The sequence below is a fragment of the Modestobacter marinus genome, assembly GCF_019799945.1.
Lineage (GTDB): Bacteria > Actinomycetota > Actinomycetes > Mycobacteriales > Geodermatophilaceae > Modestobacter > Modestobacter marinus_B.
Window position 1 is genome coordinate 24,317 of the sequence record NZ_JABGCH010000003.1, and the last position, 23,146, is coordinate 47,462.

Consider the following 23,146-nt stretch of genomic DNA (forward strand, 5'->3'; position numbering starts at 1 on the left):
CGCTCAGGCCGACCGGGCGTAGGCGGCCGGCGTCGTCGCCAGCATCCGGCGGAAGTGCCGGGTCAGGTGCGCCTGGTCGTAGAAGCCGACCGCCGTCGCCACCTCGGCCGGTGGCACCCCGTCGAGCAGCAGCCGGCGCGCCCGGTCGATCCGGCGGCCGGTGAGGTACCGGTGCGGCGGGAGGCCGTGCCGGCGCGTGAACGCCCGCACCAGGTGCGTCTGGTGCACGCCGAGCTCCGTGGCCGCCGTCTCGAGGGACAACCCCTCGGCGATCCGGGCGTCGAGCAGCTCCCGCAACCGGTCGGCCAGCCGGTGGTCACGCACGACGAGCGGTGGGACGACGGCGCGGTCGAGGTGCTGCCGCAGCCGCTCCAGCACGAACGCCAGCCGGCTCTCCGCCTCCAGCCCCTCGGGATGCGGGCGCAACGCCGCGTGCAGCCGGGACACCCGGTCCCGCAGCACCGGATCGGCGAACGCCGGCCGGTCGACGGCGCTGCCGACCTTCTCGGCGCCCAGCGTCGCGGGCTCCAGGTACAGCACCCGCTTCCGGAAGCCGCCGGGGAACTGCGACCGCCCGTCGTGCGGCACCCCCGGCGGCAGCAGGGTCACCGCGGTCGGGGTGGCACCGTGCGCCTGCCGGTCCAGGTCGTAGCGGACGGCGCCGTCGTCGATCAGGAGCAGCGTCCAGGCGTCGTGGGTGTGCGCCGGGTAGACGTGGTCGGTGAAGTGGGCGTGCAGGACCTCGGTCAGCCCGGCGACGCCGGGCCGCCATGCCACCACCTCGACCACGCGCAGGAACGTACAAGACCCGGTGGTGCGGGGACACGACGCTCAGCAGCATGGACACCGCCGACGAACGCCCCCGCTGGGCCACCAAGATCGCCGTCCTGCTGCGCGAGGACCTGGCGCCGTGGCAGGCGCTCAACGTCACGTCGTTCCTGGTCAGCGGCATCACCGCGAGCGAGCCGGGGCTGGTCGGCGAGCCCTACGAGGACGCCGACGGCACCGGGTACCTGCCGATGATCCGGCAGCCGGTGCTGGTGCTGGCCGGGACCGGGGAGCTGCTGCGCACCGCCCGCACCCGCGCGCTGGAGCGGGACCTCACCCCCGCGGTCTTCACCGCCGAGCTGTTCAGCACCCCCGGTGACGTGCAGAACCGGGCCGCGGTCAAGGCGGTGGCCGGCACCGAGCTGGACCTGGTCGGGCTCGCCGTCCACGGTCCGAGGAACGCCGTCGACAAGGTGGTCAAGGGCGCCCGCATGCACCCCTGAGACGACGCCGGAGGCCGTTGTCCGGCCCCCGGGTCCGGTGCCACCATCGCGCCGTGCCCGGAAGCGCGGTTGCGCGGCTGGCCCGCCTGGCCGACGGCTACCTCGTCACCCAGCTGCTGCACGTCGCCATCGCGCTGGACGTGCCGGAGGCGCTGGTCGCCGGCCCGCGCAGCGCCGCGGAGCTCGCCACCCAGGTGGGCGCCCGACCGGAGCCGCTGCACCGGGTGCTCCGTGGACTCGCGTCCGAGGAGGTGCTCGACGAGCTGCCCGACGGGCGGTTCGCCCTCACCCCGGTCGGGCAGCTGCTCCGCGCCGGGGTGCCCGGGTCACTCCGCGGCGCGGTCACCGCCCGGGCCCGGCTGTACCACGCGGCAGCGGCCGGGCTGGTGGACGCCGTCCGCCATGGGGGCACGCCGTTCGAGATCGTCCACGGGCAGCCGTTCTTCGACCACCTCGGCGCCGATCCGGAGCGGCTCGCGGCGTTCCAGGCCTCGATGGCCGACCGGTCCGCCCTGGAGGCCGGCGCGGTCGTCGACGCCTACGACGTGTCGGGCCTGCGCTCGGTCGTCGACGTCGGGGGTGGCACCGGGACCCTGCTGCGCGCGGTGCTGGCGCGGGCCCCCGCCGCCGATGTCGTCCTGGTCGACCGGCCGGAGGTCGCGGCCCGGTCGGACCTCCCCGCCGTGGCGGGCGACTTCTTCGTCGCCGTGCCCGGCGGCGCGGACGCCTACCTGCTGTCCCGCGTCCTGCACGACTGGGACGACGAGGACGCCCGGCGGGTGTTGCGGACCTGCCGGGAGGCGATGCGGCCGGACAGCGTGCTGCTGGTGGTCGAGGCGGTGCTGCCCGAGCGCGCCGTCGACGACCCCGCCGCGGTCCGGATGGACCTGCACGTGTTCCTGCTGCTGCACGGCCGGGAGCGGACCGCCGCCGAGTACGCCGCGCTGTTCGCGTCGACCGGTCTGCAGCTCACCGCCGACGTGCCGACCGACGCCGGCGTGCACGTGTTGGTAGCCCGGCAGGAGGGTCCCTCAGCACACCTCGACGACGAGGGCGCCGTCCCGCTCGTGGACGGGGTACACCCGGACGCCGGTCACGCCGCTGGGTGAGGAGCCATCGGTCCACCGGTACGTGTAGAGGTGCAGCGGGCAGACCAGGACGTTCACATCGGTCTGCCCGTCGGCCAGCGGTCCGCCGGCGTGTGGGCACGCGGCCTGGGTGGCGTGCAGCGAGCCGTCGCGCAAGCGGAAGACCGCGACCGGGGTGCCGCCGGCCACGAACGCCCGCCCCTCGCCGAGGGGGACGTCCTCGACCCGGCCGACGACGTGGGCGGCGGTCGTCGACGTGGCCGTGAGGCTCATCGGACCGGCACCTTGGGCAACTCCACCAGCGGCAGGGCGGTGCTGAACTGGCCGGGCGTGGCCGGCGTCCGTCCGTCCTGGCCCCACGGATCGGTGTAGGCGTCGATCGAGCGCTGGATGCCCTCGTCGAGGTGGAGCACGATCCCCTCGCTGTCCTCCAGGAGCACCTGCTTGACCTTCTCCAGGCCCACCCGGGGCACGAAGTCGTAGGTGCGCTCCAGCCAGTTGGCGTTCTCCCGGTAGTACTGCAGGAACCGGCCGGTCAGCTCGATGACCTCGGCCGCGGAGCCGACGGTGGCGAGCAGGTCGCCCTTGCGCACGGTGGCCCCGGCGGCGCCGCCGACGTAGACCTCCCACTTGCCGCTGCCGACCGCGACCACCCCGACGTCCTTGACGTAGGCCTCGGCGCAGTTGCGCGGGCAGCCGACCACGGCCATCTTGATCTTCGCCGGGCTCTCGATGCCCTGGAAGCGGGTCTCCAGGTCGATGCCCAGCTGGGTGGAGTCGTCCAGGCCGAAGCGGCAGAAGTCGCTGCCCACGCAGGTCTTCACGGTGCGCATGCTCTTGCCGTAGGCGTAGCCCGAGGGCATGCCCAGGTCGTCCCACATCGCCGGCAGGTCCTCCTTGCGGACGCCGAGCAGGTCGATCCGCTGGCCGCCGGTGACCTTGACCATCGGCACCTCGTACTTGTCGGCGACGTCGGCAATCTTCCGCAGCTGGGCCGGGGTGGTCACCCCGCCCTTCATCTGCGGGACGACGGAGAACGTGCCGTCCCGCTGGATGTTGGCGTGCACCCGGTCGTTGATGAACTTCGCGTCGTTCTCCTGCTCGAACTCGCTGCCCCAGATCATCCGCAGCAGCGAGGTGAGCCCCATCTTCGACTTGGCGTCCTCCTGCCCACCCGGGGCGAGTTCGGCGAACACCGCGGACACGCTGCGCAGCCGCTGCGTCCGGATCGCCTCGGTGAGCGCGGGCTTGGCCAGCGGGATGCCGGGCACGTACCAGCTCGCGGTCGGGTCCTCGAGGACGTCGCCGTCCGCGGCCCACTCGACGATCTGCTTGACCAGGGACTTGCACGACCCGCAGCCCTTGCCGGCCCGGGTGGCGTCCATGACCCCGCTGAGGCTGGAGCACCCGCCGGCGACGGTGTCGCAGATCGCCTGCTTGCTGACCCCGTTGCAGTTGCAGACCTGCGACTCGCCGGGCAGCTCGGCGACGCCGACCTCCTCGGCTCCGTCGGACAGGTCGACCAGCAGCCGGATCCGCTCCTCGGGCAGCGGGGTGCCCCGGTCGAACGCCTGGGTCAGGAACGCGACCTTGCGGGTGTCCCCGAGCAGGGTGGCGCCGATCAGCTGGTCGTCGCGGATCACCACCGACAGGTGCACGCCGCGCCGCGGCTCGGAGATGACCAGGAACTCGTCGGTGTCCCGCTCCGGGCGGTTGACGCCCATGGTGGCCACGTCGACCCCGGCGACCTTCAGCTTGGTCGCCGTCCGGGAGCCGTGGTACTCGGCGGTCGGATCGGTGCCGGTGAGCAGGTCGGCGAGCACCCGCGCCTGCTCCCAGACCGGGGCGACCAGCCCGTACAGCTCGCCGCGGTGCTGCGCGCACTCCCCGACGGCGTACACGTCCGGGTCGTCGGTGCGCAGCTGGTCGTCGACGACGATGCCCCGCTCCACCTCCAGTCCGCTCATCAGCGCGACCTCGGTGACCGGCCGGATGCCCGCGGCGATCACCAGCAGGTCGGCGTCGATCGTGCGGCCGTCGGCGAGGACGACGCCGCGCACCCGGTCCGGGCCGACGACCTCCGTCGTGCGGGTGGCCAGGTAGACGGCGATGCCCAGGGACTCCACCGACCGCCGCAGGATCGCCCCGCCGTCGGCGTCGAGCTGCTGGTTCATCAGGTGCGTGCCGGCGTGCACCACCTCCACGTGCAGCCCGTGCCCCTGCAGCGCCCGGGCCGCCTCGAGGCCGAGCAGCCCGCCGCCGACGACGACCGCCCGCCGGTGCGTCGCGGCCGCGGCGAGCATCGCGCGGGTGTCGTCGATCGTGCGGAACCCGAAGACGCCGGGCAGCAGCTGCTCGTCGTGCGTGTGGAGCCCGCTCATCGGCGGGATGAAGGACCGGCTGCCGGTGGCGATGACCAGCTGGTCGTAGGGCGCCGTCGTCCCGTCGGCAGCGTGCACCAGCTTGGCGTGGGTGTCGATCCGGTCGATCCGGACGCCGGCCCGCAGGGTCACCCCGTTGTCCGCGTACCAGTCGTGGCTGTTGAGGACGATGTCGTCCTCGTGCTCCTCCCCCGCCAGGACGTGGGACAGCATGATCCGGTTGTAGTTGCCGTGCGGCTCCTCGCCGAAGACGGTGATCGCGAACTGCTCGCCGCCGCCGCGCTCGAGCACCTCCTCGACCACCCGGGCGCCGGCCATGCCGTTGCCGACGACCACCAGCCGCTGGCGGGGATCGACGCCGTCGACGTCGTCCAGGCCGAAGTGCAGGGTGCTGAAGGGGCGGCCACCCAGGACCCTGTCGTCCGTCTGCGGACCCATCAGACCTCCACCAGCCCGAGGTCGAGCACGAGCTCGCCGGTGACGCCCAGCGGGGCGGCGGCGTGCAGCTCGACGACGGTGCCGCCGTCGAGGTCCTCCACCACGCGCAACGGCACGTGGCAGTCGCTCCGCGCGCCGATCGGGAACCAGCGCATCGGTTCCCCGTCGCGGAGCAGCAGCACGTACACCAGCTCGCCGGTCGCGTTGCCGCCCCGGAAGTACAGCGCCTGGGCGGTCTTCCCCTGGGGCACCTGGTAGCGCAGGGCCGGGTCGAGCGGGCCGGGCTTGCCCAGCCCCTCGCCGATGACCGGGAACAGTCCTTGCAGGAACCGCGGGGTGCTCTTCACTCGGGTGGTCCTCCTCCGGGACGGGGCGTGCGGGGTGGGGGACGTCGGGGTCTCGTGGTCGCCGGTGCGGGGCTGGGCGGCGGGATCGGGTGGGCCGAACCGCTCGTCGGGGCCGCTGACCCGGGTGACGGCCACCGCGCAGACCTTGAACGCCGGCATCCGGCTGATCGGGTCCAGCGCGGGGTCGGTGAGTGCGTTCGCGCTGGAGCCGCCGCCCCAGTGGAAGGGGGCGAAGACGACGTCGGGCCGGACGGTGTCGGTGACCTGCGCGTGGAAGCGGGCGTGGCCGCGGCGGGTGGCCAGCTCGATGACGTCGTCCGAGGCGATGCCGAGCCGGCGGGCGAGGTCGGGATGGAGCTCCGCCCGGGGCGTCGGCGCGACCAGCTGCAAGCTCCTGGAGCGCCGGGTCTGGGTGCCCGACTGGTACTGGGCCAGCACCCGGCCGGTGGTGAGCACGTAGGGGTAGGTCTCGTCCGGCTCCTCGTGGGCCGGCACGTGCTCGACCTTGAGGAACCGGGCGCGGCCGTCGGGGGTGGCGAACCGCTCGGTGAACAGCCGTGGGGTGCCCGGGTGCTCGGCGTCCGGGACGGGCCAGAACAGGCCCTGCTCGGCGTCGATCCGGGCGTAGCTGATGCCGGAGTAGTCGGCGGCGCCCCCGGCGCTGGCCCGGCCGAGCTCCTCGAACACCGTCTCCGCGTCGCCGCTGAAGCCGCTGGCGCCCAGCCGGCCGGCGAGCTCGGCGAGCAGCTGCAGGTCGTCCCGCACGCCGTCGGGCGGCACGAGCGCCTGCCGACGGCGGATCACCCGGCCCTCGACGTTGGTCATCGTGCCCTCCTCCTCCGCCCACATGGCGCTGGGCAGGACGACGTCGGCGAGCTCGGCGGTCTCGGAGAGGAAGAAGTCGCTGACGACCAGGAAGTCCAGGGCACGCAGCCGGCGCACCACGCGGCGGGCGTCGGGCGCGGAGACCGCGACGTTGGAGGCCATCACCAGCAGCGTGCGGACGCCGCCGTCGGTGCCCAGCCGGTCGAGCAGCTCGAAGGCGCTGCGGCCGGGGCCGGGGATCGACTCGGGGTCGACGCCCCACACCGCGGCGACGTGCGCCCGGGCGGCCGGGTCGGTGATCTTCCGGTAGCCAGGGAGCTGGTCGGCCTTCTGCCCGTGCTCGCGCCCGCCCTGCCCGTTGCCCTGCCCGGTGACGGTGCCCCAGCCGCTGCCCGGCCGGCCCGGGAGCCCGAGCGCCAGGGCGAGGTTGATCCAGGCCTGGGCGGTGTCGGTGCCGCTGCGGTGCTGCTCGGCGCCGCGGGCGGTGAGGATGATCGAGCGGCGGCCGCGGGCGAGGGCCAGGACGATCCGCCGCTGGTCCGCCACCGGGACGCCGCTGAGCCGTTCGACCCGGTCGGGCCAGTAGCGCGCGACCGCGGCCCGCACCTCGTCGAAGCCGGTGGTCCGGGCGGCGACGTACTCCTCGTCGACCAGGCCCTCGGCGATCGCGATGTGCAGCAGGCCGTTGGCCAGCGCCAGGTCGGTGGCCGGCAGCGGCTGGACGTGCAGGTCGGCGTTCCTCGCCGTGTTGGTGCGCCGCGGGTCGATGACGATGTGCTCGGCCCCGGCGGTGCGGCCGGCGTCGAAGTACTGCATCGCCGGCGGCATGGTGTCCGCCGGGTTGCTGCCGACCAGGACGACGACGTCGGCCTCGGCGATGTCCGCGAGCGGGAACGGCAGCCCGCGGTCGAGGCCGAAGGCGCGGACCGCCGCGCCGGCCGCCGAGGACATGCAGAACCGGCCGTTGTAGTCGATCGCGCTGGTGCGCAGCGCGACGCGGGCGAACTTGCCGAACTGGTAGGCCTGCTCGTTGGTGAGCCCGCCGCCGCCGAAGCAGCCCACCGCGTCCGGCCCGTGCTGGGTCTGGGTGCGGCGGATCGCGGCGACCGCGCGGTCCAGCGCCTCGGCCCAGGTGGACTCGACCAGCGGGCTGGTGCGGTCGGCCGGGTCGGCACGCACGAGGGGGCGGGTGAGCCGCTCGGGGTGGTCGAGCAGCTCGGTCGCCGACCACCCCTTGGAGCACAGGCCGCCGCGGTTGGTCGGGAAGTCGGCGGGCACGAGGGTCGCCGGGCGGTCGCCGGCGGTCATGGTGACGCCGCACTGCAGCGAGCAGTACGGGCAGTGGGTCTGGGTGGTGCGCGTGCCGACCCCGGGGGTGGGCAGGGACACGGCGGTGGACACGGGACGAGCGTGCGTGGGCGGGATTTCCCTTCGACGGCGCCGACGTCAAGCCCGCGTTCCGTCGTCCTCACACCCGCCCGGCGGCGGTGGTGCGGTCACCCGGGCGGGTGTCCCGGCCGGCTCCTGTCCGTCGCGCCGCCTCGGCCGGGGGACGGACCGCGGAGCAGATCAGGTCCCGTCGCCGGCTTCCTGACGCAGCGTCTTCGGCGCGCGCCGGCGCCAGGCATCGTCCACCAGCGCGTCGAGCAGGTCAGCGTCGACGTCGGCCAGCTCCACCCGGACGCCGGAGAGCTTCGTCCCCCACCACAGCAGCGAGACGCCGTCCGCGCCGCCGGACGTGACGGCGCGGGCGAACTCCTCCCCCACCATCACGTTGAGGACGCCCTCGGCGGGCACGGTGGCCACCACACTGCCGCCGCCGACCCGGAAGGACCGGCGGCCGTGGTGGTCGGCCTCGGTCACCCCGGGCAGGGCGAGCAGCATCGCCACGGCCTCGTCGGGGTGCACGGTCATGCCGGCATCGTTGCCTCCGGCACCCGGTCCACGCCAGGCTGGCCGGCATGGAACACGACGTGGAGCAACGGCTGGTGCAGGCGGCGACCGACGAGATGCGGGTGCCGTTCTGGGTGGTGCTCGCCGGCGTGGGCGCGGGTGCGTTCTGGGCGCTGCTGGGCGTCCTCGTCGGGATCCGGATCAGCCGGCACAGGTGACCTCCCGCGTTCCTGTGCTCTGAGTGCGCACGGCACTCAGAGCACAGGAACGCGGCGGTTGTGCCACCGCGTCAGCAGCACCTCCGCACGGCGACGCCGAGCACCACGAGCCGGCCGCCACGGGCGCCCCGGGCATGAGGAGGGACCTGGCCGAGCGGCCGACGGTGTCGAGCCGGCTGCGAAGCTGGGGCGGCACAGCGCGACGGCAACGCGACGGTGCTGCGGCAGGCGTCGGTGGACGAGGCACAGGGAGCGACCGTGCTGCTGTCGCTCGCCGCGCCCGGTCGCCCGGTGTCCTGGCGCGAGCGGCTCCGGCTCCCCGCGTCGTCGCGAAGGCCCTCCCCGCGGACACGTCCGCCGGCCCGGTGGAGGTCGCGGGCAGTCCCCGGGCCCTGGCATGGCTCCGGCAGCAGGTGCTCGCCGGTCCTCCCGGCTGAGCCGGCCCCGGGACGACGGCGGCGCTCGACCCCGGGGTCAGTAGACGGCGATCTCGACCAGGTTCCGGTCCGGGTCGCGGACGTAGACGCTCTGCATGGGGCCGAGGGCTCCCTGTTTGGTCACCGGCCCGACCTCCACCTCCACTCCGGCGGCGGCGAGCTCGGCCTGCACCTCGGCCAGCGGCGTCTCGGTGATCAGGCAGAAGTCGCCGCTGCCGGCGGTCGCGTGCCCGGCCCGCGGGCTGAACTCGCGGCCGACCTGGTGCAGGTTGATCTTCTGCCGGCCGAACACCAGCGCACGCCGTCCGCCGTCGAACGTCTCGGCGCGCACGCCGAGCACGCGCGTGTAGAAGTCCACCGTCGTCTGGACGTCGGCGACGGTGAGCACGAGGTGGTCCAGCCGGTCGATCCGCATGCGGTCGTCGTACCAGGTCGCGACACCCCTTGGCACACTGCGCGGGTGATGGATTGGGGCGGCGGGCCGCAGTTCCTGGCCATCGGCGTTCCGTCGCTCGGCATGGGGATCCCGATCGAACCGACCTCAGTCCCAGCCGCCGCGCTGCTTCTTGAGCTGGCTGCGCTGCTTCTTCGCCTGGATCCGCCGCTCCTGGGAGCCGCGGGTCGGCTTGGTGCGGCGGCGGGTGGGGGCGGGCGGCGCCAGCGCGGCCCGCAGGACGGCGGCCAGCCGGGCCCGCGCGGCCTCCCGGTTGCGCAGCTGCTGCCGGTGCTCGCTCGCCGCGACGGTCAGCACGCCGTCCACCAGCCGTGCGCCCAGCCGCTGCTGCAGCCGGTCACGCTGGACGTCGGTGAGGCCGGGCAGCTCCAGCGGCGCCACCGACAGCTCGACCCGCGAGTCGGCGGTGTTCACGCCCTGCCCGCCCGGCCCGGACGAGCGGGAGAACCGCCAGCCGAGCGCGCCGGCCGGGATGACCAGCCGCCCGGTCACCGGCAGGTCGGCGAAGGCGTCATCCCCGGGCACGCCCTCATCCTCCCTGGTGACTGCGGTGCGGGACCAGCGAGATCCACCGTCCGCGCTGGCAGGCTCCCCTGCTGTGACCCCGCCGGACCGCACCGCCCCCGGCCGCTGGTGGTCGGCGCCGTCGCGGGCGGCTTGACCGTCCTCGCCGCGCTGGGCGCACCCGTGGTCGTGGAGCGCACCGCCGGAGCCCGGCCGAGTGACCCCGGTCGGGTGAAGGGCGGCCCGGACCGGCGCCTGCGCGCCCCGCGCCGTCGCCCTCCCCGGTGAACCCCCGCCGTCCCCCTCGCCGGGCCCGTCACTGCGTGTGACGCTCGGCGGGTGACGCAGGACGCCGCCGCCCGCCTCCACCTCGTGACCGGCAACCACGTGGTGCCCGTCGACGTGGTCGTCGAGCAGCCGGCTCCCGAGGAGCAGCCGCGACGGACCGCCCTGCTGCGCCGCCCCGTCGGCATGGCCGCGGTCATCGCCGGGCTGACCATCGTCCTCGCGCTGCTCGCCCGGCAGCCGTGGCAGCTGCCGCAGCGGGCCGGCGGTGGGGTCGCGGACGTCCCGCAGTCGTTGACCTCCTTCCTCGTGCTGTGCGCCGTGCTCTGCGTGTGGCTTGCCGGACGGCTGGCCCGGCCGGCGAGCACCCTGCGCACCTCCGCCGAGGTGGCCACGTGGTGGGCGATCGTGATCGGCGCCGCCACCGTCTCGCTGGCCGCCGCCCTGTCGCTCGCGTCCCACGCCGGCACGGGCGAGGAGCCCGAGCACCTGCTGGTGCTCTGCGCGGTGCCGATGGTCCCGGCCGTGCTCACCGGGATCCTGGCCGGCGAGGACGAGCGGGCCGCCCGGGTCCGGCTGGCCCTGAGCACCGGCGTGGTCACCGTGCCGCTGGGCGTGCTCGGCTGGGCGCTGCTCTCCTCCACCTCCGCGGCCGGCCTGGCCGACGTCCTGGCCATGACGGCCATGGCCACAGCTCTGCCGTTCGTCCTCGCGGTGACGTTCGTGGCCGCCGACCGCCGGCACCGGCCCGCGGGCTGAGCGCGGGCACGATGGGGGCATGACCCCCTCACTCGCCGAGGCACTCGCCCGGGGGACCGTCGTCCTGGACGGCGGGCTGTCCACCGAGCTGGAGTCCCGGGGCTGCGACGTCGCCTCGGCGCTGTGGTCGGCTCGGCTGCTGCGCGACGACCCGGGCGCGATCGTCGACGCGCACGCCGCGTTCGCCGCCGCGGGTGCGCAGGTGCTGACCACCGCCAGCTACCAGGCGACCTTCCCCGGGTTCGCCGCCGCGGGCATCGGTGCCGCGGAGGTGCGGGAGCTGATGACCCGGTCGGTGCGGCTGGCCCGCGAGGGTCTGGGCCGGGCGGGGCGCGACGGCTGGGTCGCCGCCTCGGTCGGCCCGTACGGGGCCTTCCTCGCCGACGGCTCCGAGTACACCGGCGCCTACGTGGACGACGTGACCATCGCGGAGCTTCGTGCCTTCCACCGCCCACGGCTGGAGGTGCTCACCGCGGCGGGCGCCGACGTGCTGGCCTGCGAGACGCTGCCGGCGGCGGCCGAGGTGGAGGCGCTGCTGACCGAGCTCGCCGACCTCGGCGTGCCGGCCTGGCTCTCGCTGACCGCCGTCGTCGGTCCGGACGGCGTGCCCCGCACCCGGCGCGGGGAGCTCCTGGCCGACGTCCTCGGCGCGGCCCGGGACGTCGACGCGGTGATCGCGGTCGGCGTCAACTGCACCGACCCGGCCGGGATCCCTGCCGCGGTGACCGTGGCGGCCCGGGCGACCGGCAAGCCGGCGGTCGCCTACCCGAACAGCGGCGAGCAGTGGGACGCCACCGCCCGCCGCTGGACCGGGCAGCCCGGCGTGGGGGACGTCGGCGCCTGGGTCGCCGCCGGGGCGCGGCTGGTCGGCGGGTGCTGCCGGGTGCGCCCCGCCGACGTCGCGGCGATCGCCGCGGCCCTCTGATCAGGCCGGGACCGGGTCCGCGCCGCGCCGCCCACCGGGCCGGCAGCGCAGCAGGCGCCGCACGGTCAGCCAGCTGCCGCGCAGCGCACCGTGCCGGTCCAGCGCCTCGATCGCGTAGGCGGAACAGGTCGGGGTGAAGTGGCAGCACGGTCCCCGCCGCGGGCTGACCTCCCGCTGGTAGATCCGCACCGCGGCGACCAGCCGGTCGGCGAGCCGGCCGCCCGGGCTCGCCGCGCGGACCCGCCGCACCGTCGAGGGCGCGACGAGCAGCATCTCCGTCCCGCACCCGAGCGCCTGCGCGAGGCAGCAGCCTGTGTTGAGGAACAGCAGGTCACGCAGGCAGGAGTCGTCGCTCCGCCGGTACCCGCGACCGCGCGGCGGCCCGTACCCCGGCCGGCCCCATCCGTAGCCGCGGGGCCCGGGCCGGCCGTAGCCGGGCCCGAAGCCACCACGCCGACGGCGCGGACCGCCACCGCCCCATCCCCAGACGAAGACCATCAGAGGATCGGGTTGCCGCCGGTGACGGCCACCCGGGCACCGGACACGTAGCTGGCCTCGTCGCTGGCCAGCAGCACGTACACCGGGGCCAGCTCGGCCGGTTGCGCGGCCCGGCCCAGGGGCACCTGCTGGCCGAAGCTGGCGACCTTCTCCGGCGGCATGGTCGCCGGGATCAGCGGCGTCCACACCGGGCCCGGGGCCACGCTGTTGGCCCGGATCCCCTTGTCGCCGTACATCTGGGCGAGGCTGGCGGTGAAGTTGGCGATGCCGGCCTTGGTCATCGCGTACGGCGCCAGGTTCGGCCGCGGCATGTCGGAGTTCACCGACGAGGAGTTCACGATCGCCGAGCCGGGCGCCATGTGGGGGATGGCGTCCTTGCAGAGGACGAACATGGCGGTGAGGTTGGTGGCCACGGTGTGGTCCCACTCCTCGTCGCTGATCTCGTCGAGGGTCTCGTGGGTCATCTGGAACGCGGCGTTGTTGACCAGGATGTCGATCCCACCGAGCTCCTCCAGCGCCTTCGGGATGATCGTCTTGGCGTGCGCGCGGTCGGAGATGTCGCCGGGGACCAGCACGCACTTCCGGCCGGCCTCCTCCACGTACTTGGCGGTGTCCCGGGCGTCCTCGTGCTCGTTGAGGTACGAGATGAGGACGTCGGCCCCCTCGCGGGCGAAGGCGATCGCGACCGCGCGCCCGATGCCGCTGTCCCCACCGGTGATGACCGCCCGCTTGCCGGCCAGCTTCCCCGAGCCGCGGTAGCTCTCCTCGCCGTGGTCCGGCTTGGGCGTCATCTCGCCGAGGACCCCGGGCGGGGTCTGCTGCTGCTCGGGCTGCGATTCGGGACGGGGTTCGGACACGTCGTCTCCTCCGGTCGGCAGGTCGGTGGGGCGTTGCCCCGCGCCTACCCCGGCCGTCCCCAGGTGGAACCCGCACGGCGGACCAGGAGCCGAGCCGTTCGGATGCAGCTGTACCCGCGACCGGCGCGCGCCGGGCGCACCCGCCGGCTGGTCAGCGGCACCCTGCGGGCGGGTGAGCTGCGTGCTCGGCCGGCAGCGCAGTGCCGACGACGCGCTCCGGCTGCTGCGCCACCACTTGGACCGGGTGCTGGGCACGAGAGGCGACTGGCCCCGGACGCCCGCGACCCGGGTGGTGCCGAGGAGACGCGCCGCTGCGCTCCTCGCCACCACCCGGGTCGCGGGCGGTCCTTCTTCAGGCGGCGCGGGCCACCTGCGTCGCGTGGGCGCCCATCGGCACCCAGCGCATCTCGAGGCGGCGCCGGCCACTCCCGTCGGTCACCACGGTCCACCGGCACTCCGGACAGAATCGATCGCGCATCGCAGCCACCTCCCGTTCATCTGTTGTTCACCTTTCTACTCCCATCGGCTCATCTCATGCGGAACACGAGCTGCCGTTACCGGATCGTGATCAACCGGTCTGCCCGGGGGGCCCGAACGGGAAGCGCAGCGCGATCGGGCACGCTGTACGACACGATGACCGTCACCGCCCCCCTCCCCCTCCTCGACGACCCCGCCGACCTCACGTCCCTGCGGGCACGCGGCACCGACCCCGACGAGCTCTTCGAGTCGTTCGCGACCTGGGCGGCCGCCGGTGGCACGGTGCTCTACCCCGCGCAGGAGGAGGCGCTGATCGAGCTGGTCAGCGGGGCGAACGTCGTCCTCGCCACGCCCACCGGCTCAGGCAAGTCACTGGTCGCCACCGGCGCGCAGTACGCCGCCCTGGCCGCCGGACGGCGCAGCTACTACACCGCGCCGATCAAGGCCCTGGTCAGCGAGAAGTTCTTCGCCCTGTGCGGCGTCTTCGGGGCGGCGAACGTCGGCATGCTCACCGGCGACGCGAGCGTCAACGCCGGCGCGCCGATCGTCGCCTGCACCGCGGAGGTGCTGGCCAACATCGCGCTGCGCGAGGGCGCGGACGCCGACGTCGGTCTCGTCGTGATGGACGAGTTCCACTTCTACGGCGACCCGGACCGCGGCTGGGCGTGGCAGGTGCCGATCGTCGAGTTCCCGAAGGCGCAGTTCCTGCTGATGTCGGCGACCCTCGGCGACGTCACCCGGCTGCGGGAGGACCTCACCCGCCGCACCGGCCGGCCCACCGCGCTGGTCGCCTCCGCCGAGCGCCCGGTGCCGCTGCACCACTACTACGCGACCACGCCGATGCACGAGACGATCGGCGAGCTGCTGGACACCCGGCAGGCGCCGGTCTACGTCGTCCACTTCACCCAGGTCTCGGCGCTGGAACGCGCCCAGGCGCTGATGAGCGTGAACGTCTGCACCAAGGACGAGAAGCAGGCGATCGCCGACCTGATCGGCGGGTTCCGTTTCTCCTCGGCCTTCGGGACGACGCTGTCCCGGCTGGTGCGCCACGGCATCGGGGTGCACCACGCCGGGATGCTGCCCAAGTACCGGCGGCTGGTCGAGCAGCTGGCCCAGGCCGGGCTGCTCAAGGTCATCTGCGGCACCGACACCCTGGGCGTCGGCATCAACGTGCCGATCCGCACCGTCGTCTTCTCCGCGCTCAGCAAGTACGACGGCACCCGGATGCGGCTGCTCAGCGTGCGGGAGTTCCACCAGATCGCCGGGCGGGCCGGCCGGGCGGGCTACGACACAGCAGGCACCGTCGTCGTCCAGGCGCCCGAGCACGAGGTGGAGAACCTCAAGCAGTTCGCGAAGGTCACCGACGACCCGAAGAAGCGCCGCAAGCTGGTCCGCCGCAAGGCCCCCGAGGGCATGGTGCCGTGGAGCGAGTCGACCATGCGTCGCCTGATCGAGGGCGAGCCCGAGCCGCTGACCAGCCACTTCCACGTGACGACCGGCATGGTGCTCAACGTCGCCGCCCGTCCCGGTGACCCGGTGGCCGCCATGCGGCACCTGCTGACCGACAACCACGAGCCCCGCAGGCGGCAGCTGCGGCACATCCGCGAGGCCATCGGCATCGCGCGGTCGCTGATCACCGCCGGGGTGATCGAGCGGCTGGACCAGCCCGACCAGCAGGGCGGGCGGTACCGGCTGACCGTCGACCTGCCCCCGGACTTCCAGCTCAACCAGCCGCTGTCGACGTTCGCGCTGGCCGCGATCGAGCTGCTGGACCCGGCCTCGGAGACCCACACCCTGGACGTCGTCTCGGTGATCGAGGCGACCCTGGACGACCCCCGCCAGGTGCTCGCCGCCCAGCTGAACAAGGCCAAGGCCGAGGCCGTCGCGCAGATGAAGGCCGAGGGCATCGAGTACGAGGAGCGGATGGAGCTGCTCGAGCAGATCTCCTACCCGAAGCCGCTCGCCGAGCTGCTCGAGCACGCTTTCGACGTGTACCGGCAGGGCAACCCGTGGGCCGCCGACGCGCACCTCTCCCCCAAGTCCGTGGTCCGGGACATGTGGGAGAACGCGATGACCTTCCGCGAGTACGTGCACACCTACGGGCTCACCCGTGCCGAGGGCGCGGTGCTGCGGTACCTGTCCGACGCGGTCAAGGCGCTGCGCTCGGGGGTGCCGGCCGCCGCGCGCACCGACGACGTCACCGACCTGGTCGAGTGGCTCGGCGAGCTGGTGCGGCAGGTCGACTCCTCCCTGCTCGACGAGTGGGAGCAGCTGACCAGCCCGGACTCCGCGCTGGACGTGCCGGTCGCCGTCCCGGCCCGGCCGCGACCGCTCACCGGCAACACCCGGGCGTTCCGCGCGATGGTCCGCAACGCGCTGTTCCGCCGGGTGGAGCTGTTCGCCCGCCGGCGCTGGTACGACCTGGGCGAGCTGGACGCCGCCTCCGGGTGGGACGCCGACCGCTGGGGCGAGGTGGTGCAGGCCTACTTCGCCGAGCACGACGAGCTGGGCACCGGCGCCGACGCCCGGGGGCCGGCGCTGCTCATCGTCGACAGCACCGACCCGCGGAACTGGCGGGTCCGGCAGATCCTCGACGACCCGGCCGGCGACCACGACTGGGGCTTCGACGTCGAGGTCGACCTGGACGCCTCGGACGAGGAGGGCACGCTCGTGCTGCGCCTGGTCGACGCCGGCCGCCGGGACTGACGCCCCCGGACTTCGTCCCGATCAAGCCCCCGGACGTCGCGGCCATGTGTGCGAGGTCACGTCCGGGGACTGTGACACCCTCGCCGTCGATGCGGCCATGACGGGGTGGGAGATGCTCGCGGTCGCCGCGGCGGGTCTGGCGGCCGGGTCGATCAACGCCGTCGTCGGCTCGGGCACGCTGGTGACCTTCCCGGTGCTGCTCGCCGTGGGCCTGCCCCCGGTGACCGCCTCGATCTCCAACTCCCTCGGGCTCGTGCCGGGCAACCTGACCGGCGCGATCGGCTACCGCCGGGAACTGCGTGGTCAGCGGCGGCTGCTGGTCCGGCTGTTCCCCGCCTCGGTCCTCGGGGCGCTGACCGGGGCCTTCCTGCTCCTGCACCTGCCGGCCGCCGCGTTCGAGACGATCGTGCCGGTGCTCGTCGGGCTGGCCGTCGTGCTGGTCGCCACCCAGCCGATGCTGCAGCGCGCCCTGGCCCGGCGGCGCGCCCGCGACGGCGTCACCGAGCCCGACCAGCTGCGCCTGGGCCCCGGCCGGCTGGCCGCGCTGCTTGCCGGCGCGTACGCCACCGGCACCTACGGCGGGTACTTCGCCGCCAGCCAGGGGGTGCTGCAGATCGGCATCTTCGGTCTGCTGCTGCCCGAGTCGCTGCAGCGGCTCAACGCGATCAAGAACGTGCTGACCTTCGGCGTCAACGCCGTGGCGGCGCTGGCCTACGTGGTCGTGGCCAGCGACCGGCTGGACTGGACGGCGGCCGCGCTGGTCGCCGCCGGGTCGGTGGTCGGCGGGTACCTGGGGTCGACCGTGGGCCGGCGGCTGCCTCCGGTGGTGCTCCGGACGGCGATCGTGCTGCTCGGGCTCGTCGCGATCGGCGTGCTGCTGAGCCGATGACCGTCGAACACGTCCTCCTGCTCCTCGCCGCCGGGGTGGCCGCCGGACTCATCGGCAGCATGGCCGGCCTCGCCTCCCTGTTCAGCTACCCGGCGCTGCTGGCCACCGGCATCCCGCCGGTGTCGGCGAACGTCACGAACACCGTCGCCCTGGTGCTCAGCGGCGTCGGGGCGGTGAGCGCCTCCCGCCCGGAGCTGGCCGGGCAGCGCCGGCGGATGGTCCGCCTCGGCGCCGCCGGTGTGCTGGGCGGCGCGACGGGGGCCGCCCTGCTCCTGCTGACCCCGGCGGAGGCGTTCGAGAAGGTCGTCCCGTTCCTCATCGGCGGCGCGGCGATCGCGATCCTGGTGCAGCCGTCCCCGCGGGAGCTGGCCGCGGAGGGGGCGCGGCACCCGCACCGCGACCACTGGGGCCTGACCGCCGGCACCTACCTGATCGGCATCTACGGCGGCTACTTCGGCGCCGCGGCGGGCGTGCTGATGCTGGCCATGTTCCTGCTGGTCACCGGCGAGGGTGTGCCGAAGGCGAACGCGCTGCGCAACGTCGTCCTCGGGCTGGCCAACGGCGTCGCGGCACTCGCCTACGCCTTCCTCGCCGACGTGGCCTGGCTGGCCGCCCTGCCGCTGGCGGTCGGCCTGTTCGCCGGCGGGCGGCTGGGCCCCGGCGTCGTGCGCCGGGTACCGCAGCTGCTCCTGCGCCGGGTCATCGCCGTCCTCGGGCTGGGCCTGGCCGTCCACCTGGGGGTCGACGCGTTCCGCTGACCTGGCATGAGGTGGGTCCCGGCTGGGCAGTCGCAGGGGCGCCACCAGCCGAGGAGGGATCGATGAGCGGACCAGCCGGTGAGCGGTTCGAGCGCGCGCTGCACTCGCTGCCCCCACCCGAGCTCCGCGGGCCGGAGATGCTCCCGACCCGGCTGGCACGCGCCGCGGTGGCGGCACTGCCCGTGGACGGCGCCGGGCTGAGCATCCACGCGATTGACGGGATGCGCACGCCCATCGGCGCGAGCGACCGCCGCGCAGCCGACGCCGAGCGGCTCCAGTTCACCCACGGCGCCGGGCCCTGCATCCGGGCCCACGACGACGGCGAGATGATCCGCTTCGACGAGGGGGACATCGCCCGCAACTGGCCGACGCTGCACGAGTCCCTGGTCGAGGAGACCCACTTCCGGGCGGTGCTGTCGGTCCCGCTGCTGCCGCCGCTCGGCCCGCTGGTGGTGCTCGACCTCTACGTCCGGGAGCCGGACCGGCTGGCCACGGTGGACCGCCGCGAGGTCGAGGACGTCACCGTCGGGGTCACCCGGGCGATGGTGAGCGCGACCATCGGCGGACCGGACGGCGCCCGCCGCTGGTGGGAGGGCCCCGACGCGCTGCGCCGGGCCCGGGTGTGGCAGGCCACCGGGCTGATCAACGTGGCGCTGCGCGTGGACACCGCCGACGCCCTGGCGATGCTCAAGGCGCACGCCTTCGCCACCGGCCGGGTGGTGGACGACGTCGGGGACGACCTGGTCGAGGGCCGGCTCTCCCTGGAGACGCTGCGCAACGCCGGGGAGGGCCGGCGCGCCTGAGCCCCGGCCGTCGGGCGATGAGGCCGGCGGATGGCGATGAGCGCGGCGGGCGGTGGCGGTCCTAGGAACGACCGGCCGCCGTCCCGAGGAGCCCCCGTGTCCGCAGCAGATCCGCAGCACCCGTTCGCCGCCCTGCTCGGGCGCTGGCAGACCACGGGCACGGTGCTCGACGACGCCGGGGCGCCGGCCGTCGCGGTCGAGGGCACCGACGAGTACGAGCTGATGGTCGGCGACCGCTGGGTGGTGCACCGCGTCGACGTCCGGCTCGGCCCGGACCGCGCCCGGGCGCTGGAGCTGATCGGCGACCACGACCCGCAGGCCCGGACCTGGGCGATGCACGCGTTCGACGCCGACGGCTCGTACTCCCTGATGCGGGCGAGCCGGCGGCCCGACGGCTCGTGGCTGTTCGCCGCCGACGAGGTCCGGGCCGGGCTGCGGGTGCACGCGGACGGCCGCTCGATGAGCGCCACCTGGGAACGGTGGATGCCGCCGGACCGCTGGCTGCGGTGGATGGACCTCCGCTTCGAGCGCCAGAACGTTTGTCAACCAACAGGTTGACAACGCGCCCGCGACCGGTCTACCTTTGCCTCAACCGATCGGTTGAGCAAGGAGGCCATGGTGGCGGCAGATGCGCTCTCCCGGGTGTTCTCGGCGCTGGCCGACCCCACCCGGCGGGACATGGTGGCGCGGCTCGCCGTCGGCGACGCGACCGTCAACGAGCTGGCCGCGCCCTACGACGTGAGCCTGCAGGCGGTCTCCAAGCACCTCAAGGTGCTCGAGGACGCCGGCCTGGTGAGCCGCAGCCGGGACGCCCAGCGGCGCCCGGTGCACCTGGAAGCGCAGGTCTTCGACCTGATGACGAAGTGGATCGAGCGCTACCGGCAGCAGGCCGAGGAGCGCTACCGACGCCTGGACGACGTCCTCGCCGCAATGCCGGACTTCGCCCCCACCCCACCACCGAAGGGCAGCCCGTCATGAGCACCAGCACGCACGAGACCCAGATCCTCGCCGACCCCGACGTCCCCCTGATCCGGATCATCCGAGAGTTCGACGCCCCGCCGGAGAAGGTCTTCCGCGCGCACACCGACCCGGAGCTGGTCGTGCAGTGGCAGGGGCCGAACGGGATGGAGGCCAGGATCGACCACTTCGACTGCCGCACCGGCGGTTCCTACCGCTACGTGCACACCCAGGACGGCGAGGAGTACGGCTTCCACGGGTGCTTCCACGAGGTCCGCCCGAACGAGCTGATCGTGCAGACCTTCACCTTCGAGGGCGTGCCGGACGGCGTCGCCCTGGAGAAGATGGTCCTCGAGGACCTCGGGAACGGCCGCACCAAGCTGACCGCCACCTCGCTCGTCGACTCCTTCGCCGACCGGGACGCCTTCCTCGCCAGCGGCATGGAGGTCGGCGTCCGCGAGGGCTACGAGCGGCTCGACGCCATCCTGGCCGGATGACGTCGAGCGCCGGCCGGAGCACGCCTGCTCCGGCCGGCCGTCAGCTCCCGGTCGTGACGTAGGCCGACAGCAGCAGCACGAAGGAACTGGCCAGGATCAGCAGCCGCGCGGGCGTGAGCCCGTTCAGCAGCCCGGCGATGACGCCCGCGCCCGAGGAGCGGGCCTCCGCGGCCCAGGCGCCCCGGCGCATCAGCCGCACCTCGTCGGCCAGGAGCGTGCCGCCGGCGCCCAGCATCGACAGGCCGAGCACCACGAAGACCAGGGCGAGCCGCTGGTCGAAGCCGGTCGCGGCGGGCGCGAGCAGCAGCACGACGACCACCCCGAGCACCAGTCCCACGCCGGCTCCGGCGACCGGCGCCCACGGGCCCATCCGGACCAGTGGCACCGGGCGGCGCAGCCGCGGCCGGGGCCGCCCGTTGACCGGCGCGGTCGCGTGCGGCGTGCTCGGCGCCGCCACCGCTCCCGCCGGGTCGGCGCCGGCTACGTCCTCGCCCGGCCCCGCGGCCGGCCCGCCTGTCGCCGGCCCTGTCGCCAGCCCGCCCGCCGCCGGCGCCGGGGGCGCTGCGGCGCCGGGTGTCGCGGGCGGAGCCGCCGGCGGCTGCGGCGAATGCTCCTCCGCGGTGCGCTGTCCGGGCACCACCACCGACGCACCGGTCTCGGCGCGCCCCCGGTCGACCCAGCCGTTGGCGGGCACCTGCTTCTCGTCGCTCATGTCCTCGATCACCTCGGGCGGCGACGCTAGGGGCCGCCCACGACCGCCCTGGGGAGGTGGGCGGGTGTGGCGCACGGGTCGTGCGGGACACCGGCGGGCTGTCACCGTGCGTCCCCATCCGCGCTCGTTAGGTGATGATCGCCGCCGTCGAGAGCCAACTGGAGGCGATCCCGGCAGCACGGACATGCGAGCACCTGGGGGTACGGCCGGCCGAGCAGTGAGGAGACACATGACCCACGGAATGACTCCTGGCAGCGCCGGATGGGCATGGCAGCACCGAATGGGCAGGCGCATGGACGGCGGCACGGAGTCCTGCCCTCAGTTCCGCAACGGGGCGGCACCGGAGGCTCGCCGTGGGTGGGTACGCGCCGGGGTTTCCGGAACGCGTTCGCCCGCGAAACCGTGTCGTCTCGTTATTGCTTGACGCTTCGAGAGCCCGCTGTCAGGGTCCGTTTGTGTGTTTCGTCACACAGCGTGCGGGGTCTGTCGGGACACGCGCGGATGACGGGGGCAGGTCCCATGGCGCGCTCTCCCGTCTACCGGCTGGGTTCCGCCTGGATCCGCACGCCGTCCCGCCCCCACCCCCGTAAACGACGACGGGCAGTTCCGAGGTGTCCTCGATGAACCAAGGCCAAGCAGCGTCGGCCAACCAGTCCTCGTCCCCTGCGCAGCCGGTGCCACCGCCGCGCTTCGCGTCACCGATCCCCTGGCCGGCCACCGGGCATGACCGAGCCCGGCCCTTCACAGCCGGGCCGACGGTCACCGGTGACCTGCCCGGCCCCCGCTCGAGGGAGCTGCTGGAACGACAGCGGCGCCGCGAGTCCAACGCCCGCACGTACCCCCGCCACCTCCCGATCGCCATCGCCGAGGCGTCCGGTCCCTATGTCCGGGACGTGGACGGCAACGTCTACGTCGACTTCCTCGCCGGCGCGGGCGTCCTCTCACTCGGTCACAACCACCCCGAACTGGTCGAGGTCGTGATCGAGCAGCTGGGCCGGCACGTGCACGGGCTGGACTTCCCGACCCCGGCCAAGGACGCCTTCGTGGACGCCATGCTGTCCATGCTGCCGTCACAGATGCAGGACCGGACGCGAATCCACTTCTGTGGCCCGACCGGTGCCAACGCAGTCGACGCGGCGCTCAAGCTGTGCAAGACCGCGACCGGCCGCGGGGAGGTCGTCTCCTTCCAGGGGGGCTTCCACGGCAGCAGCCATGCCGCCATGGCCGTGACCGGGCTGGTCGAGCAGAAGGCCCCGGTACCGAACGGGGTTCCGGGCGTGCACTTCGTCCCGTACTCCTACTGCTCACGCTGCCCGCTGGACCTGCGGCCGGACACCTGCAGCACGAACTGCGCTTCCGTGCTCGAGCACGCGCTGAGAGACCCCAACGGCGGGGTGCCCCTGCCGGCCGCCGTCCTGCTCGAGCTCGTGCAGGGCGAGGGCGGGGTCATCCCGGCGACCCGGTCGTTCGTCCGCCGGGTGCGCGAGCTGACGGCGGAGCTGGACATCCCCCTGGTGGTCGACGAGGTGCAGACGGGCTGCGGGCGTACCGGCACGTGGTTCGCCTTCGAGCAGTACGACATCGAGCCGGACGTGATCGTGGCCTCGAAGGCGCTCAGCGGGATCGGCCAGCCGGTGGCAGTCATCCTGTACGACGAGCGTCTGGACCGATGGGCGCCCGGCGCCCACACGGGCACCTTCCGGGGCAACCAGCTGGCCTTCGCTGCGGGTGCCGAGGCACTGCGGATCATGAGGAGGGACGGCGTGCTGGCGAACGTCCGGGCCCGCGGGGCCCAGATCGACCGGCTGCTCGCGCCACTGCAGGACCTGCCGTGGGTGCGCGAGGTGCGCGGCCTGGGGCTGATGTGGGGCGTCGAGATGCAGGACCCCGTCACCGGGCGATCGGACGGCGCTCTGGCCAGGGCGGTGCAGCGCCGAGCACTTCACCGCGGGTTGATCCTGGAGTGCGGCGGGCGGGACGACTGCGTGGTGCGGATGCTCCCCCCGCTCAACGTGACCGAGGCCATCATCGACTGGGCCTGCCGGGTGCTGGCCGAGTGCATCGCGGAGGCGCCCGCCTCGGTCCGCGTCGCCGGGAGTGAGCACCCGGATCTGTCGTTGGCGTCCCCGTTCGCAGGTGCAGTGACCGAACGACCGTCCGCCTGAGG

At 74.2% G+C, this 23,146-nt stretch carries 25 protein-coding genes; 14 read left to right on the plus strand and 11 right to left on the minus strand.

Annotated elements, in window-relative coordinates:
- Positions 1–3 precede the first annotated feature (3 nt).
- Positions 4–789 carry an AraC family transcriptional regulator gene (locus HK417_RS03665; protein WP_222263413.1) on the minus strand — a complete coding sequence of 262 codons (786 nt, stop codon included), beginning with the start codon at positions 787–789 and terminating at the stop codon, positions 4–6.
- A 50-nt stretch (positions 790–839) separates the two neighbouring features.
- On the opposite strand from HK417_RS03665, the gene HK417_RS03670 reads away from it, so the two are divergent.
- Positions 840–1,271, plus strand: coding sequence for a DUF2000 domain-containing protein (locus HK417_RS03670; protein WP_222263424.1), 432 nt, complete (start codon positions 840–842; stop codon positions 1,269–1,271).
- A gap of 53 nt (positions 1,272–1,324) precedes the next feature.
- Positions 1,325–2,380, plus strand: a complete 1,056-nt coding sequence (locus HK417_RS03675) for a methyltransferase (protein ID WP_222263427.1) — start codon at positions 1,325–1,327, stop codon at positions 2,378–2,380.
- Here HK417_RS03675 and HK417_RS03680 read toward each other — a convergent pair.
- From HK417_RS03680 to HK417_RS03695, 4 genes are all read right to left on the minus strand, one after another.
- Positions 2,303–2,632 carry a Rieske (2Fe-2S) protein gene (locus HK417_RS03680; RefSeq protein WP_222263428.1) on the minus strand — a complete coding sequence of 110 codons (330 nt, stop codon included), beginning with the start codon at positions 2,630–2,632 and terminating at the stop codon, positions 2,303–2,305. The genes HK417_RS03675 and HK417_RS03680 overlap by 78 nt on opposite strands.
- Positions 2,629–5,178 carry a nitrite reductase large subunit NirB gene (gene nirB / locus HK417_RS03685; protein WP_222263430.1) on the minus strand — a complete coding sequence of 850 codons (2,550 nt, stop codon included), beginning with the start codon at positions 5,176–5,178 and terminating at the stop codon, positions 2,629–2,631. The genes HK417_RS03680 and nirB overlap by 4 nt, the downstream gene beginning before the upstream one ends.
- The gene (locus tag HK417_RS03690; RefSeq protein WP_308123344.1) at positions 5,178–7,751 is read right to left on the minus strand and encodes a molybdopterin oxidoreductase family protein; all 2,574 of its coding nucleotides are present in this window, start codon (positions 7,749–7,751) and stop codon (positions 5,178–5,180) included. Before HK417_RS03690 ends, nirB begins: the two co-directional genes overlap by 1 nt.
- A gap of 168 nt (positions 7,752–7,919) precedes the next feature.
- Positions 7,920–8,264 (minus strand): MmcQ/YjbR family DNA-binding protein, encoded by a 345-nt coding sequence (locus HK417_RS03695; protein ID WP_222263431.1) that lies wholly within the window; start codon positions 8,262–8,264, stop codon positions 7,920–7,922.
- A 47-nt stretch (positions 8,265–8,311) separates the two neighbouring features.
- On the opposite strand from HK417_RS03695, the gene HK417_RS03700 reads away from it, so the two are divergent.
- Positions 8,312–8,461 (plus strand): hypothetical protein, encoded by a 150-nt coding sequence (locus HK417_RS03700; RefSeq protein WP_222263433.1) that lies wholly within the window; start codon positions 8,312–8,314, stop codon positions 8,459–8,461.
- A gap of 474 nt (positions 8,462–8,935) precedes the next feature.
- On the opposite strand, the gene HK417_RS03705 is transcribed toward HK417_RS03700, so the two are convergent.
- Both HK417_RS03705 and arfB read right to left on the minus strand, forming a co-directional pair.
- Positions 8,936–9,313 (minus strand): VOC family protein, encoded by a 378-nt coding sequence (locus tag HK417_RS03705; protein ID WP_222263435.1) that lies wholly within the window; start codon positions 9,311–9,313, stop codon positions 8,936–8,938.
- Positions 9,314–9,439: 126 nt separating this feature from the next.
- Positions 9,440–9,877: an alternative ribosome rescue aminoacyl-tRNA hydrolase ArfB gene (arfB, locus tag HK417_RS03710; protein WP_222263437.1), complete on the minus strand. Its 438-nt coding sequence runs from the start codon at positions 9,875–9,877 to the stop codon at positions 9,440–9,442.
- 108 nt (positions 9,878–9,985) lie between these two features.
- Between arfB and HK417_RS03715 the strand changes: the two genes are divergently transcribed.
- Genes HK417_RS03715 through mmuM form a run of 3 tightly spaced genes read left to right on the plus strand, consistent with a single transcriptional unit; the run spans position 9,986 to position 11,825 of the window.
- Positions 9,986–10,144 carry a hypothetical protein gene (locus HK417_RS03715; RefSeq protein WP_222263439.1) on the plus strand — a complete coding sequence of 53 codons (159 nt, stop codon included), beginning with the start codon at positions 9,986–9,988 and terminating at the stop codon, positions 10,142–10,144.
- 51 nt (positions 10,145–10,195) lie between these two features.
- Positions 10,196–10,900, plus strand: coding sequence for a hypothetical protein (locus HK417_RS03720; RefSeq protein WP_222263441.1), 705 nt, complete (start codon positions 10,196–10,198; stop codon positions 10,898–10,900).
- 19 nt (positions 10,901–10,919) lie between these two features.
- Positions 10,920–11,825 (plus strand): homocysteine S-methyltransferase, encoded by a 906-nt coding sequence (mmuM, locus tag HK417_RS03725; protein ID WP_222263443.1) that lies wholly within the window; start codon positions 10,920–10,922, stop codon positions 11,823–11,825.
- On the opposite strand, the gene yidD is transcribed toward mmuM, so the two are convergent.
- From yidD to HK417_RS24955, 3 genes are all read right to left on the minus strand, one after another.
- Positions 11,826–12,323, minus strand: a complete 498-nt coding sequence (yidD, locus tag HK417_RS24950; protein ID WP_261325819.1) for a membrane protein insertion efficiency factor YidD — start codon at positions 12,321–12,323, stop codon at positions 11,826–11,828.
- Complete coding sequence (locus HK417_RS03735) at positions 12,323–13,180, minus strand: SDR family oxidoreductase (RefSeq protein WP_308123345.1); 858 nt, start codon at positions 13,178–13,180, stop codon at positions 12,323–12,325. The genes yidD and HK417_RS03735 overlap by 1 nt, the downstream gene beginning before the upstream one ends.
- 352 nt (positions 13,181–13,532) lie before the next feature.
- On the minus strand, positions 13,533–13,658 hold the full coding sequence (locus HK417_RS24955; protein ID WP_261325820.1) for a hypothetical protein: 126 nt from the start codon (positions 13,656–13,658) through the stop codon (positions 13,533–13,535).
- A 155-nt stretch (positions 13,659–13,813) separates the two neighbouring features.
- On the opposite strand from HK417_RS24955, the gene HK417_RS03740 reads away from it, so the two are divergent.
- From HK417_RS03740 to HK417_RS03770, 7 genes are all read left to right on the plus strand, one after another.
- Complete coding sequence (locus HK417_RS03740; RefSeq protein ID WP_222263445.1) at positions 13,814–16,363, plus strand: DEAD/DEAH box helicase; 2,550 nt, start codon at positions 13,814–13,816, stop codon at positions 16,361–16,363.
- A 97-nt stretch (positions 16,364–16,460) separates the two neighbouring features.
- Complete coding sequence (locus tag HK417_RS03745; RefSeq protein ID WP_222263447.1) at positions 16,461–17,252, plus strand: sulfite exporter TauE/SafE family protein; 792 nt, start codon at positions 16,461–16,463, stop codon at positions 17,250–17,252.
- Positions 17,249–18,010 carry a sulfite exporter TauE/SafE family protein gene (locus tag HK417_RS03750; RefSeq protein ID WP_222263449.1) on the plus strand — a complete coding sequence of 254 codons (762 nt, stop codon included), beginning with the start codon at positions 17,249–17,251 and terminating at the stop codon, positions 18,008–18,010. Before HK417_RS03745 ends, HK417_RS03750 begins: the two co-directional genes overlap by 4 nt.
- Positions 18,011–18,072: 62 nt before the next feature.
- The gene (locus tag HK417_RS03755) at positions 18,073–18,813 is read left to right on the plus strand and encodes a hypothetical protein (RefSeq protein WP_222263452.1); all 741 of its coding nucleotides are present in this window, start codon (positions 18,073–18,075) and stop codon (positions 18,811–18,813) included.
- 96 nt (positions 18,814–18,909) lie between these two features.
- Positions 18,910–19,371, plus strand: a complete 462-nt coding sequence (locus HK417_RS03760; RefSeq protein ID WP_222263455.1) for a DUF1579 family protein — start codon at positions 18,910–18,912, stop codon at positions 19,369–19,371.
- A gap of 57 nt (positions 19,372–19,428) precedes the next feature.
- Positions 19,429–19,791, plus strand: coding sequence for an ArsR/SmtB family transcription factor (locus tag HK417_RS03765; protein WP_261325821.1), 363 nt, complete (start codon positions 19,429–19,431; stop codon positions 19,789–19,791).
- Positions 19,788–20,267 (plus strand): SRPBCC family protein, encoded by a 480-nt coding sequence (locus tag HK417_RS03770; protein ID WP_222263458.1) that lies wholly within the window; start codon positions 19,788–19,790, stop codon positions 20,265–20,267. The genes HK417_RS03765 and HK417_RS03770 overlap by 4 nt, the downstream gene beginning before the upstream one ends.
- Positions 20,268–20,307: 40 nt before the next feature.
- On the opposite strand, the gene HK417_RS03775 is transcribed toward HK417_RS03770, so the two are convergent.
- A complete protein-coding gene (locus HK417_RS03775; protein ID WP_222263461.1) occupies positions 20,308–20,979 on the minus strand; it encodes a hypothetical protein in 672 nt (223 codons plus the stop codon).
- 620 nt (positions 20,980–21,599) lie between these two features.
- Here HK417_RS03775 and HK417_RS03780 point away from each other — a divergent pair.
- Positions 21,600–23,144, plus strand: coding sequence for an aspartate aminotransferase family protein (locus tag HK417_RS03780; protein WP_222263466.1), 1,545 nt, complete (start codon positions 21,600–21,602; stop codon positions 23,142–23,144).
- Positions 23,145–23,146: the final 2 nt, after the last annotated feature.

Excerpts from the sequence above, each read along its gene's own strand:
- HK417_RS03775 (WP_222263461.1), bottom strand. The coding sequence starts at position 20,979 with ATGAGCGACGAGAAGCAGGTGCCCGCCAACGGCTGGGTCGACCGGGGG.
- HK417_RS03780 (WP_222263466.1), top strand. The coding sequence starts at position 21,600 with ATGAACCAAGGCCAAGCAGCGTCGGCCAACCAGTCCTCGTCCCCTGCG.
- mmuM (WP_222263443.1), top strand. The coding sequence starts at position 10,920 with ATGACCCCCTCACTCGCCGAGGCACTCGCCCGGGGGACCGTCGTCCTG.
- HK417_RS03740 (WP_222263445.1), top strand. The coding sequence starts at position 13,814 with ATGACCGTCACCGCCCCCCTCCCCCTCCTCGACGACCCCGCCGACCTC.
- HK417_RS03670 (WP_222263424.1), top strand. The coding sequence starts at position 840 with ATGGACACCGCCGACGAACGCCCCCGCTGGGCCACCAAGATCGCCGTC.
- HK417_RS03770 (WP_222263458.1), top strand. The coding sequence starts at position 19,788 with ATGAGCACCAGCACGCACGAGACCCAGATCCTCGCCGACCCCGACGTC.
- HK417_RS03755 (WP_222263452.1), top strand. The coding sequence starts at position 18,073 with ATGAGCGGACCAGCCGGTGAGCGGTTCGAGCGCGCGCTGCACTCGCTG.
- yidD (WP_261325819.1), bottom strand. The coding sequence starts at position 12,323 with ATGGTCTTCGTCTGGGGATGGGGCGGTGGCGGTCCGCGCCGTCGGCGT.
- HK417_RS03695 (WP_222263431.1), bottom strand. The coding sequence starts at position 8,264 with ATGACCGTGCACCCCGACGAGGCCGTGGCGATGCTGCTCGCCCTGCCC.
- HK417_RS03765 (WP_261325821.1), top strand. The coding sequence starts at position 19,429 with ATGGTGGCGGCAGATGCGCTCTCCCGGGTGTTCTCGGCGCTGGCCGAC.
- HK417_RS03745 (WP_222263447.1), top strand. The coding sequence starts at position 16,461 with ATGACGGGGTGGGAGATGCTCGCGGTCGCCGCGGCGGGTCTGGCGGCC.
- nirB (WP_222263430.1), bottom strand. The coding sequence starts at position 5,178 with ATGGGTCCGCAGACGGACGACAGGGTCCTGGGTGGCCGCCCCTTCAGC.
- HK417_RS03750 (WP_222263449.1), top strand. The coding sequence starts at position 17,249 with ATGACCGTCGAACACGTCCTCCTGCTCCTCGCCGCCGGGGTGGCCGCC.
- HK417_RS24955 (WP_261325820.1), bottom strand. The coding sequence starts at position 13,658 with ATGCGCGATCGATTCTGTCCGGAGTGCCGGTGGACCGTGGTGACCGAC.
- HK417_RS03700 (WP_222263433.1), top strand. The coding sequence starts at position 8,312 with ATGGAACACGACGTGGAGCAACGGCTGGTGCAGGCGGCGACCGACGAG.
- HK417_RS03705 (WP_222263435.1), bottom strand. The coding sequence starts at position 9,313 with ATGCGGATCGACCGGCTGGACCACCTCGTGCTCACCGTCGCCGACGTC.
- HK417_RS03680 (WP_222263428.1), bottom strand. The coding sequence starts at position 2,632 with ATGAGCCTCACGGCCACGTCGACGACCGCCGCCCACGTCGTCGGCCGG.